This is a genomic window from Streptomyces tibetensis (assembly GCF_007655005.1).
Lineage (GTDB): Bacteria > Actinomycetota > Actinomycetes > Streptomycetales > Streptomycetaceae > Streptomyces > Streptomyces tibetensis.
On sequence record NZ_SZVW01000007.1, the window covers coordinates 148,463 to 160,126 of the forward strand.

Here is an 11,664-nt window from a genome sequence, read left to right on the forward strand (position 1 = left end):
TCGCCCGAAGGTGACAGGGTCCCGTAAGAATCAGGCCTTACGCGGCGGTGGTGCTGCTGCTGGAGGAGCTGCTGGTGCTCGACGACGAGCTCGAGCCGGAGCTCGACGAGCCGGAGTCGGAGGACGACGAGCCCGAGGACGAGGTGCTCGACGACTTCGCCGGGGAGCTGCTCGACGAGGAGCCGCGGCTGTCGTTCCGGTAGAAGCCGGAGCCCTTGAAGACGATGCCGACCGCCGAGAACACCTTCTTCAGGCGGCCCTGGCAGTTGGGGCACTCGGTGAGGGCGTCGTCGGTGAACTTCTGCACCGCCTCGAGGCCTTCGCCGCACTCGGTGCACTGGTACTGGTAGGTCGGCACTGTCTTCCTCCTGGCACTCTCACTCGATGAGTGCTAACGACGATCCATAGTGACGTATTCCGGCCGCTCAGTCCACTGCCACCGGCACGCGGTGACCCACGCCACGTGCGACGGTCCGGCCGCTGCCCCGCGCCACCAGCCGGGAACGCAGGGCCAGGAGGGTCACCAGGGCCAGCAGCGTGCCGCCCATCGGCACCAGGAAACCGGCACCTCCCCAGAAGCGGTCCTCCAGCTGTCCCGCGACCGTGACGGCGGCGGCCTGGCCGAGCGCCACCGCTCCGGTCAGCCAGGTGAAGGCCTCGGTGCGGGCACCGGCCGGGACCAGGCTGTCGACCAGGGTGTAGCCGGTGATCAGGGAGGGCGCGATGCACATGCCGACCAGCAGGCCGAGGCCCGCGAGGACCAGCACCGAGTGGGCGGCCCACAGGCCCGACGCGGTCAGGGCGAGCGCCGCGTAGCCGACGACCAGGCGCCGCTGCGGGGCCGCCTTCCAGGCGATCGCGCCGCAGACCACGCCGGAGAGCATGTTGCCCGCGGCGAAGACGCCGTAGAGGACGCCGTTCAGGCCCGGTTCGCCGATCGACTCGGTGAACGCGGCCAGGGAGACCTGCATGCCGCCGAAGACGGTGCCGATGCCCAGGAAGGTCACGATCAGCACGCGCACCCCGGGGACGCGCAGGGCCGAAGCGTGCTCCACGCGCGCGTGCCCGCTGCCGGCGACCGAGGGCTGCGTGCTCTTCTGCGCGGCGAACAGCAGGCCGCCGATCAGGGTCAGCGAGGCCTCGGTGACGAGTCCGGCGGCCGGGTCGACGGCCGTGCACAGGGCGGTGGCCAGCAGCGGTCCGACCACGAAGGTCAGCTCGTCCGTGACGGACTCGAAGGCCGCCGCGGTGGTCATCAGGGGCGAGTCCTTGAGCTTCACGCCCCAGCGGGCCCGCACCATCGGGCCGACCTGCGGCACCGAGGCACCGGTCGGGACGGCCGCCACGAACACCGCCCACAAGGGCGCGTCCAGCAGCGCGAGGGCAGTCAGCGTCAGCCCGGCCAGTGCGTGCAGCAGCACGCCGGGGATCAGCACGGCGCGCTGCCCGTGGCGGTCGGCGAGGCGGCCGCTGTAGGGCGCGAACACGGCCATGGAGACACCGGTGACGGCCGCGGCGGCGCCCGCGGCTCCGTAGGAGCCGGTGGTGTGCTGCACCAGCAGCACGATGGAGATGGTCAGCATCGCGAACGGCTGGCGTGCCGCGAAGCCGGGGATCAGGAACGTCCAGGCGCCGCGGGTGCGCAGCAGCCGGCCGTATCCCGGGCGGGCGGAAGCCGTCGGGTTCTCCGACGCCTTCGAGGTGACCGTGGACACCACGGCCCGTGCCTTTCTGCCGCCTGGTAGCGCGGCCCCGTAGCGGGCGGCGCCGAGAGCTGTCCTCTTGCGCGGAACTGCGGTAGATGCCGGGGCCCGGTGAGGAGGGGTGTCCCGACCGCCATACGGTCGCGCCAGCTCTGCGTCAGGCAGAGTTGGTTCGATCTGGGTAACGCCTTCATCGTACAGGGATCAAGGGGGCGTGTGCCTGTGAAAGTGAGCACCATGGGTTGGCCGCCCTGTGAATCACAAAGGGCGCAAACCGCCCTCTCAGGCACCGCCCTCTCAGGCGCTGGTCCCGCCCGTCCCCAGCCAGCCGGCCAGCTTGCCGCCGTGTCCCACGGCCCGCAGCCGGTTCTCGGTCGCGTCCCGGACGGGGTCCGTGGCGACCACGAGGAGCTCGTCCCCGCGTTGCAGAATCGTCGTCGGCAGCGGCACGAAGGACTCGCCCCCGCGCACGATGAGCGTCACGGCGGCGCCGTGCGGCAGCCGCAGCTCGGCCACCTCCACACCGTGCATCTTCGATTCGCCGGGGATGGCCACGGACAGCAGATGGCCGCGCAGCCGCTCCAGCGGTGCCGACTCGATGCCGAGGTCGGCGGCCTCCGAGCCGTCGCCGAGCCGCAGCTTGCGGCCCAGCCAGGGCAGTGTCGGGCCCTGGACCAGGGTGTAGACGACGACCAGCACGAAGACGATGTTGAAGATCCGGCGGCTGGCGTCGACGCCCTGCACCATGGGGATGGTCGCCAGGATGATGGGCACGGCGCCGCGCAGTCCCGCCCACGACATCAGGGTCTGCTCCTGCCAGGGCACCCGGAACGGCGACAGGCAGAGCACCACGCTCAGCGGCCGGGCCACCATGGTCAGGACCAGCCCGATGACCAGTGCGGGGACGATGTCGTCGCCCAGCTCGTGCGGGGTGACCAGCAGGCCGAGCAGCACGAACATGCCGATCTGGGCCATCCAGCCGAGCCCGTCGGCGAATCCGCGCGTGGCCGGCCAGTGCGGCAGCCGCGCGTTGCCCATCACCATCGCGGCGAGGTACACCGCGAGGAAGCCGCTGCCGTGCGCCAGCGCGCCGGCCGCGTACGCCACCACGGCGATCGCCATGACGGCGATCGGGTAGAGGCCGGACGCGGGCAGGGCCACGTGCCTGAGGCCCCAGGAGCCCAGCCATCCCACCGCGAGGCCGATGGCCGCGCCGATGGCCAGTTCCCCCACGATCACGCCCAGCAGCGTGTACCAGTGGTCGACGGGACCGGCCGTGGACAGGGACACCACGAGGATGACCACCGGGGCGTCGTTGAAGCCGGACTCCGCCTCCAGCGTGCCCGTCACGCGCGCGGGCAGCGGGATCTTGCGCAGCACGGAGAAGACGGCCGCCGCGTCCGTCGAGGAGACGACCGCCCCGATGATGAGCGCCTGCCGCCACTCCAGTCCGATGAGATAGTGCGCGGCCGACGCCGTGACCCCGACGCTCACCGCGACACCGGCCAGCGCCAGTGCCGTGGCGGCCGGCAGGGCCGGCTTGATCTCCTTCCACTTCGTGCCCAGACCGCCCTCGGCCAGGATCACGACCAGGGCCGCGTATCCGATGACCTGGGTCAGTTCGGCGTTGTCGAAGTGGATGTCGCCCACGCCGTCCTGGCCCATGGCGACGCCTATCCCCAGGTACACGAGCAGGCTGGGGAGCCCGCTGCGCGAGGAGATCCGTACCGCTGCGACGGCGACGAGCAGGACGAGCGAGCAGACGAGCAGGAGCTGGTTGAGGTGGTGAACAGTCAGCGGCCGAATCCTTCCCTGGCCCGCACGCACGCGCGCGTGGGCTCACGTACATCGCACATGAAGCTGTGGCGCAGCGCGCCAACTACTTCGTTACCTTACCTAACTCTTGACGATTTCTTGACGCTTCCGGGGGCAAGATCGAACGTCCGTCCGGGCTTGATCCCGACTCCGCGTCAAGGGGCGCAAGGCCCTGCGCCTATCGTTGCTCCAGCGCTCAGTTAAAAGCACAGCCGAACCTGCCGCTCGCGTTAGGACAGCAAGGACAGCGATGCCCCCCAACACCACCGCCTCCACGGGTCAGCAGCCCGGCAAGTCCGGCAGGAGAAAGGGGCGCAAAGCCCGCCTATTCGTGCTCGTCCTGGTGCTGGCCCTCATCGGGGGCGTGGCGTACGGGTCGTACTGGTCCATCAGTACCGTCCGGGCCTCCTTCCCGCAGACCAAGGGCACCCTGACACTGAAGGGCCTCTCGGGTCCCGTCGAGGTCAAACGCGACAACTACGGCATCCCGCAGATCTACGCGTCCTCCGACGCGGACCTGTTCATGGCGCAGGGCTACGTCCAGGCGCAGGACCGGTTCTACGAGATGGACGTCCGCCGCCACATGGCCTCCGGCCGGCTGTCGGAGATGTTCGGCAAGAGCCAGGTCGACAACGACGAGTTCCTGCGCACCCTCGGCTGGGACCGGGTCGCCAAGCAGGAGTACGACACCAAGCTGTCGGCCTCCACGAAGAAGTACCTCCAGGCCTACGCCCAGGGCGTCAACTCCTACCTCCAGGGCAAGGACGGCGAGGACATCTCCCTGGAGTACGCGGCGCTGGGCTTCACCAACGACTACAAGCCGCAGGCGTGGACCCCGGTCGACTCGATCTCCTGGCTGAAGGCGATGGCCTGGGACCTGCGCGGCAACATGCAGGACGAGATCGACCGCGCCCTGCTGACCAGCCGCCTCGGCCCGAAGCAGATCGCCGACCTGTACCCGCAGTACCCGTACAGCCGGAACAAGGCGATCGTCCAGGAGGGCCAGTACAACGAGCTGACGGGGGCGTTCGAGCAGGGCGGCACGAGCGGCACGTCCGGCACGGGTGGCACGTCCGGTCCGAGCGGCGCCTCCGGCACGAGCGGAACCGGCGGCACCTCCACCGGCGCCGCGTCCGGCGGCTCGGGTACCGGCGGCACCGCCTCCGGTACGGCGGGCACCGCCTCCGGTACGGCGGGCACCGCCTCCGGCGCCTCGGGCACCGCGGGCCTGGACAGCCAGCTCGGCGGTCTGACCCGGGTCCTGGACGACCTCCCGCCGGCCGTCGGAGTGAACGGCGACGGTATCGGCTCCAACTCCTGGGTCGTCGGCGGGAAGTACACCATCACCGGCAAGCCGCTGCTGGCCAACGACCCGCACCTGTCGCCCTCCCTGCCGTCCGTCTGGTACCAGATGGGCCTGCACTGCCGCAGCGTCTCCAGCACCTGCCAGTACGACGTCAGCGGCTACACCTTCGCCGGTATGCCCGGCGTGATCATCGGTCACAACCAGGACATCGCCTGGGGCATGACCAACTCCGGCGTGGACGTCACGGACCTCTACCTGGAGAAGATCAACGGCAACGGCTACCTGTACGACGGCAAGGTCAAGCCCTTCGAGACCCGCGAGGAGACCATCAAGGTCGCCGGCGGCTCACCCAAGAAGATCGTCGTCCGCGAGACCAACAACGGCCCCCTGCTGTCCGACCGCGACGAGGAGCTCGTCAAGGTCGGCAAGAAGGCCACCGTCGACACCGCCGCGCCCGACAGAGGCGACGGCTACGGCGTCGCGCTGCGCTGGACCGCCCTGCAGCCCGGCACCACCATGGACGCCGTCTTCGCCATGGACAAGGCGAAGAACTGGGGCGACTTCCGCAAGGCCGCGTCGCAGTTCGAGGTGCCCTCGCAGAACCTGGTCTACGCCGACAACGAGAACCACATCGGCTACACGCTGCCGGGGAAGATCCCCCTCCGCGCGAAGAAGGACAACGGCTCCATCCCGGCGCCCGGCTGGGACCCCGAGTACCGCTGGACCGGCTACATCCCGCAGGACGCGCTGCCCTACGAGTACGACCCGGAGCGCGGCTACATCGTCACCGCCAACCAGGCCGTGATCGACCCGGACAAGTACCCCTACACGCTCACCGCGGACTGGGGCTACGGCGCGCGCAGCCAGCGGATCACCGACCTGATCCAGTCGAAGATCAAGGACGGCGGCAAGATCTCCACGGACGACATGCGCCAGATGCAGCTGGACAACAGCAGCGAGATCGCCCGGCTGCTGGTGCCCACGCTGCTGAAGATCGACCCGGAGAACAAGGACGTCCGCGAGGCGCAGAAGCTCCTGGAGGGCTGGGACTACACCCAGGACGCCGACTCCGCCGCGGCCGCCTACTTCAACGCCGTCTGGCGCAACATCCTCAAGCTCTCCTTCGGCAACAAGCTGCCCAAGGAGCTGCGGCCCAAGGGCCAGTGCCTGTGGGTCGAGCCGGTCAACGACACCGGCCCGGCCGACGAGGCCGAGAAGGTCCGCGAGTGCGGCCAGCGCGACCCCGACCAGGCGCAGCCGGACGGCGGCGACCGGTGGTTCGAGGTGGTCCGGGGGCTCATGAACCAGCCGGACAGCGACTGGTGGACGACCCCCGAGGTGGGCACCCGCCCGGCCGCCCACAACCGCGACCAGCTGTTCAAGCGGGCCATGATCGACGCCCGCTGGGAGCTGACCGCCAAGCTCGGCAAGGACATCGACACCTGGAGCTGGGGCCGGCTGCACCGCCTGTTCCTGAAGAACCAGACCCTCGGCACCGCGGGCCCCGGTTTCATCCAGTACGCCCTCAACCGCGGCCCCTGGGAGCTCGGCGGCGGCGAGGCCACGGTCAACGCGACCGGCTGGAACGCGGCCGGCGGCTACGAGGTGGTGTGGGTGCCGTCGATGCGTATGGTGGTGAACCTCGGCGACCTCGACAAGTCGAAGTGGATCAACCTCACCGGAGCCTCCGGGCACGCCTACAGCGCCCACTACGTCGACCAGACCGACAAGTGGGCCGACGGCGAACTGCTGCCGTGGGCCTTCTCGGACCAGGCGGTCGAGAAGAGCACGGCCGACAAGTTGGTGCTCAAGCCGTGAGCCACTGACGCCGGCAGGACGAGCGGCCCTCCACGCACGCGTGGAGGGCCGCTTCGCGTCAGGGCGCCAACCCGGTCTGGGTGCCGATCCTGGCAGCGCGCCAACCCTCTCAGGGCGCCAAGCCGGTCAGGGCGCCGATCCTGGCAGCGCACCAACCTCCTCAGCGCACCAACCTCCTCAGCGCGCCAACCTGCTCAGGGCCCCAACCTGCTCAGGGCCCCAACCTGCTCAGGGCACCAACGCCTCAGAGGGCCAACCCGCTCAGAGCGACTGCCTTGTCAGGGCGCCTGCCCGAACCGCCGTACTCCCGACGGTGTCACCACCGCGTGCACCGGCCGGTCGTGCGGCTCTTCCGGGACGTGTCCGACGACCTCGGAGTCGTACAGCAGCACCACCAGGGCGGGATGAGCGCCCGCCCGCTCCAGCCGCGTGAGGACCCGGTCGTACGAGCCGCCGCCCCGCCCGAGCCGCATTCCGCGCGCGTCCACCGCGAGGCCCGGCAGCAGCACGGCGTCGGCGGTGGTCACCGCGTCCGGCCCGAGGCGCTCGCCCACGGGCTCCAGGAGGGCCATCCTGCCGCCGTGCCGGACGGGCGCGAGTGAGCTCTCGCCCTCGTACGCGCCCCAGTCGAGGTCGTTGTCGGGCAGCAGGACCGGAAGCAGCACGCGCACGCCCCGGGCACGCAGCGCGTCCAGCAGCGCGAGAGTGCCGGGTTCACTCCCCACGGAGACGTACGCCGCGACCGTGCCGGCCCCCGCCAACTCGGGCAGCTCCAGCGCCCGCCCGGCCAGCGCGGCCGACGTTTCCCGCAGGTCATCCGCCGTCAACCTGCTCCTCACCGCGAGGAACCCGCGCCGCAAACTCCGCTTGTCAGGCTCGCCCGGACGTGCGATAGGCCTCAATGGTTGCTCCCGTACCGTCGCAATACGCTCATATGAGCTCCTATGAACCGGAGCCACAGATTCCATGCAAAGGCACCGGATAGGGTGGCCGACATGACTCAGCACCCTCGGATCAGCAAGGCTGTCATTCCCGCAGCAGGCCTCGGCACCCGGTTCCTGCCGGCCACCAAAGCCACTCCCAAGGAGATGCTGCCGGTCGTGGACAAGCCCGCGATCCAGTACGTGGTCGAGGAGGCCGTCGCGGCGGGTCTCGACGACGTCCTCATGGTGACGGGCCGCAACAAGCGCCCCCTCGAGGACCACTTCGACCGCAACTACGAGCTGGAGTCGGCTCTCCAGAAGAAGGGCGACGCCGGTCGTCTCGCCAAGGTGCAGGAGTCCAGCGACCTCGCGACCATGCACTACGTCCGCCAGGGCGACCCCAAGGGCCTCGGCCACGCCGTCCTGTGCGCCGCCCCGCACGTGGGTGACGAGCCCTTCGCGGTCCTCCTCGGCGACGACCTCATCGACCCCCGCGACCCGCTGCTGCAGCGCATGGTCGAGGTCCAGGAGCAGCGCGGCGGCAGCGTCATCGCGCTCATGGAGGTCGACCCCGAGCAGATCCACCTCTACGGCTGCGCGGCCGTGGAGACCACCGAGGACAGCGACGTCGTCCAGGTCAGCGGCCTCATCGAGAAGCCCGAACCGGCCGACGCGCCCTCCAACTACGCCGTCATCGGCCGCTACGTCCTCGACCCGCACATCTTCGACATACTGCGCCGGACCGAGCCCGGCCGCGGCGGCGAGATCCAGCTCACCGACGCCCTCCAGCAGCTCGCCGAAACGTATACATCAGCGGCTCCCGCCGCGGAGAAGATCGGCGGCCCGGTGCACGGCGTCGTCTTCAAGGGCCGCCGCTATGACACCGGCGACCGCGGCGACTACCTGCGTGCCATTGTCCGACTCGCATGCGAACGTGAAGACCTGGGCCCGGACTTCCGGACCTGGCTTCGCAGTTACGTAGCCGAGGAGATGTAGCACGTTGAGCAGCGCCGCGCCCCACGTCACCGGCCAGGACGACTTCGGCCCCGACCACCTCTGGTCGGTGGACGAGCACCTGGAGGACATCCTCGCCACCGTCCGGCCCCTGGAACCCATCGAGCTGCACCTGCTCGACGCCCAGGGCTGCGTCCTCGTCGAGGACATCACGGTGCCGGTGTCCCTGCCGCCCTTCGACAACAGCTCGATGGACGGCTACGCGGTACGGGTCGCGGACGTCGCGGGCGCGAGCGAGGAGTTCCCGGCGGCCCTGGAGGTCGTCGGGGACGTCGCCGCGGGCCAGGCCGAACTGCTCCCCGTGGGCCCCGGTCAGGCCGCCCGCATCATGACCGGCGCCCCGCTGCCGCCCGGCGCCGAGACGGTCGTGCCCGTCGAGTGGACCGACGGCGGTCTCGGCGAGGGCCCGGTGCACGGCATGCGTGCCCGCAGCCTCGGCCCCGAGGGCGCCACCGGGCACGTGCACGTGTACCGCCCGGCCGAGGCACGCGCGCACGTGCGCGCGAAGGGCAGCGACGTGAAGGCCGGCGACCGCGCCCTGGAGGCCGGCACCGTCCTCGGCCCGCCTCAGATCTCCCTGCTCGCCGCGATCGGCCGCGGCACCGTCCGGGTACACCCGCGCCCGCGCGTGGTGGTGCTCTCCACCGGCAGCGAACTCGTCCAGCCGGACACGGAACTGGGCACCGGTCAGATCTACGACTCCAACAGCTTCGCCCTCACCGCCGCCGCCCGCGACGCCGGCGCGATCGCCTACCGCGTGGGAGCCGTCGCCGACGACGCCGAGACCCTGCGTTCCACCATCGAGGACCAGCTGGTCCGCGCCGACCTGGTGGTGACCACCGGAGGCGTGAGTGTCGGCGCGTACGACGTGGTCAAGGAGGCGCTGTCCCACGTCGGCGACGAGGACGAGGCCGGCAGCGGCATCGAGTTCCGCAAGCTGGCCATGCAGCCCGGCAAGCCCCAGGGCTTCGGCTCCATCGGCCCCGACCACACCCCGCTGCTGGCCCTGCCCGGCAATCCGGTGTCGTCGTACGTCTCCTTCGAGCTGTTCGTGCGACCCGCGATCCGCACCCTCATGGGGCTGAAGGACGTCCACCGCCCGACGACCCGGGCGACCCTGTCCGCCGGCAAGGCCCTGACCTCCCCGAAGGGCCGCCGGCAGTTCCTGCGCGGTACCTACGCCGACGGCGAGGTCACGCCGGTCGGTGGCGCCGGGTCCCACCTGGTCGCCGCCCTCGCCCACGCGGACGCCCTGATCGCCGTCCCCGAGGACACCGTCTGCGTCGAACCCGGCACCGAGGTCGAGGTGGTCCTGCTCGGCTGATAGCCGCTGGTTGGGGGTACCGTGTCGCGCACAACAGGCCCGTGCGCCGCACCGCGACGGGCCCGGACCGGGAGCGCCACACAGCATGAGCACGCAGGACCCACCCCCGCAGGACGGCCGTACGCCGGACCGGCTGACGCACATCGACGAGGCGGGCGCCGCCCGCATGGTCGACGTGTCGGAGAAGGACGTGACCGCGCGCACCGCCCGCGCCAGCGGACGCGTCCTCGTCTCGCCCCGTGTGATCGAACTGCTGCGCGGCGAGGGCGTCCCGAAGGGCGACGCCCTCGCGACCGCGCGGATCGCGGGGATCATGGGCGCCAAACGCACCCCCGACCTGATCCCGCTCTGTCACCCGTTGTCGGTGTCCGGTGTGAAACTGGACCTGTCGGTCGCGGACGACGCCGTGGAGATCCTGGCCACCGTGAAGACGACGGACCGCACGGGTGTCGAGATGGAGGCCCTCACCGCGGTCTCCGTCGCCGCGCTCACCGTGATCGACATGGTCAAGGCGGTCGACAAGGGAGCGGTCATCACGGACGTACGGGTGGAGGAGAAGACGGGCGGCAAGTCGGGCGACTGGAGTCGGTCATGACGTACCGCGCTCTCGTCGTCACGGCCTCGAACCGGGCCGCCGCCGGGATCTACGAGGACAAGGGCGGCCCGATGGTCTCGGACGGCCTGAAGGGCTTCGGCTTCGAGGTCGACGGCCCCCAGGTCGTCCCCGACGGCGACCCCGTGGAGGCGGCCCTGCGCGCCGGTGTCGACGCCGGCTACGACGTCATCGTCACCACCGGCGGCACGGGCATCTCGCCCACCGACCGCACGCCCGAGGCGACCCGCCGCGTGATCGACCACGAGGTGCCGGGCATCGCCGAGGCCATCCGGGCGTTCGGCCGCGAGAAGGTGCCCACCGCGGCGCTCTCCCGGGGCCTGGCCGGAGTGGCGGGCGGCACGCTGATCGTCAATCTGCCCGGCTCCAGCGGCGGCGTGAAGGACGGCCTCGCCGTCCTGGAGCCGCTGCTCGTCCACGCAGTCGAGCAGCTCCGGGGCGGCGACCACCCCAGACCGGGCACCGGGGGTGCGAGCTGAACAGCCCATCCTGGCCCGTGGAGCTGGTGGACGGCGACATCGTCCTCAGGCCGATAAAGCTGCGCGACCAGCGGGCATGGCGCGAGGTCAACCGGCGCAACCGCGACTGGCTGCGCCCCTGGGAGGCGACGATCCCGCCGCCCGCACCGGGCGGGCCGATGGCGCACCGCCCCACCTTCCGCCAGATGGTCCGCCATCTGAGGTCGGAGGCGAACGCGGGCCGGATGCTGCCCTTCGTCATCGAGTACCAGGGGCGGCTGGTCGGGCAGTTGACCGTCGCCGGGATCACCTGGGGCTCGATGTGCTCGGGGCACGTCGGGTACTGGGTGGACGAGTCGGTGGCCGGCCGCGGGGTGATGCCGACGTCGGTGGCGCTCGTCGTGGACCACTGTTTCCGCACCGTCGGACTGCACCGCATCGAAGTCTGCATTCGCCCGGAGAACGGGCCCAGCCGCCGGGTCGTGGAAAAACTCGGATTCCGCGAGGAGGGGCTGCGGCCGCGCTATCTCCACATCGACGGAGCATGGCGCGACCATCTCGTCTTCGCCCTGACGGCCGAGGAGGTGCCGGACGGCTTGCTGAAGCGCTGGCACCGGGCACGGTCGCAGAGCAACCCCGGAATGCGGCGCCACCCCGGAAATTGAATACATGTTCGAAATTGATCGGCCG

General features: G+C 70.7%; 10 protein-coding genes. 6 read left to right on the forward strand and 4 right to left on the reverse strand.

Annotated features, from left to right (window positions below; translation table 11 throughout):
* Positions 1–37 precede the first annotated feature (37 nt).
* The 3 genes from FDO69_RS14100 to FDO69_RS14110 form a co-directional block, all read right to left on the reverse strand.
* On the reverse strand, positions 38–358 hold the full coding sequence (locus FDO69_RS14100; protein WP_104780139.1) for an FmdB family zinc ribbon protein: 321 nt from the start codon (positions 356–358) through the stop codon (positions 38–40).
* A gap of 67 nt (positions 359–425) precedes the next feature.
* Complete coding sequence (locus FDO69_RS14105) at positions 426–1,718, reverse strand: MFS transporter (protein ID WP_104780140.1); 1,293 nt, start codon at positions 1,716–1,718, stop codon at positions 426–428.
* Positions 1,719–2,000: 282 nt separating this feature from the next.
* On the reverse strand, positions 2,001–3,530 hold the full coding sequence (locus tag FDO69_RS14110; RefSeq protein WP_104780141.1) for a potassium/proton antiporter: 1,530 nt from the start codon (positions 3,528–3,530) through the stop codon (positions 2,001–2,003).
* Positions 3,531–3,768: 238 nt separating this feature from the next.
* Here FDO69_RS14110 and FDO69_RS14115 point away from each other — a divergent pair, with 238 nt between their 5' ends.
* Positions 3,769–6,642: a penicillin acylase family protein gene (locus FDO69_RS14115; protein ID WP_104780142.1), complete on the forward strand. Its 2,874-nt coding sequence runs from the start codon at positions 3,769–3,771 to the stop codon at positions 6,640–6,642.
* Between the two features lie 278 nt (positions 6,643–6,920).
* Here FDO69_RS14115 and FDO69_RS14120 read toward each other — a convergent pair whose 3' ends face one another.
* Positions 6,921–7,469, reverse strand: coding sequence for a 5-formyltetrahydrofolate cyclo-ligase (locus tag FDO69_RS14120; protein ID WP_420878507.1), 549 nt, complete (start codon positions 7,467–7,469; stop codon positions 6,921–6,923).
* A gap of 168 nt (positions 7,470–7,637) precedes the next feature.
* Between FDO69_RS14120 and galU the strand changes: the two genes are divergently transcribed.
* The 5 genes from galU to FDO69_RS14145 all read left to right on the forward strand — a co-directional run bounded on the left by galU (position 7,638) and on the right by FDO69_RS14145 (position 11,639).
* A complete protein-coding gene (gene galU / locus FDO69_RS14125; protein ID WP_104780298.1) occupies positions 7,638–8,561 on the forward strand; it encodes a UTP--glucose-1-phosphate uridylyltransferase GalU in 924 nt (307 codons plus the stop codon).
* 4 nt (positions 8,562–8,565) lie between these two features.
* Entirely contained in the window at positions 8,566–9,903 is a 1,338-nt protein-coding gene (glp, locus tag FDO69_RS14130; RefSeq protein ID WP_104780144.1) for a molybdotransferase-like divisome protein Glp, read from the forward strand.
* Between the two features lie 85 nt (positions 9,904–9,988).
* The gene (gene moaC / locus FDO69_RS14135) at positions 9,989–10,498 is read left to right on the forward strand and encodes a cyclic pyranopterin monophosphate synthase MoaC (RefSeq protein ID WP_104780145.1); all 510 of its coding nucleotides are present in this window, start codon (positions 9,989–9,991) and stop codon (positions 10,496–10,498) included.
* Positions 10,495–10,995 (forward strand): MogA/MoaB family molybdenum cofactor biosynthesis protein, encoded by a 501-nt coding sequence (locus FDO69_RS14140; protein ID WP_104780146.1) that lies wholly within the window; start codon positions 10,495–10,497, stop codon positions 10,993–10,995. The genes moaC and FDO69_RS14140 overlap by 4 nt, the downstream gene beginning before the upstream one ends.
* A 26-nt stretch (positions 10,996–11,021) precedes the next feature.
* On the forward strand, positions 11,022–11,639 hold the full coding sequence (locus tag FDO69_RS14145; protein WP_104780299.1) for a GNAT family N-acetyltransferase: 618 nt from the start codon (positions 11,022–11,024) through the stop codon (positions 11,637–11,639).
* Positions 11,640–11,664: the final 25 nt, after the last annotated feature.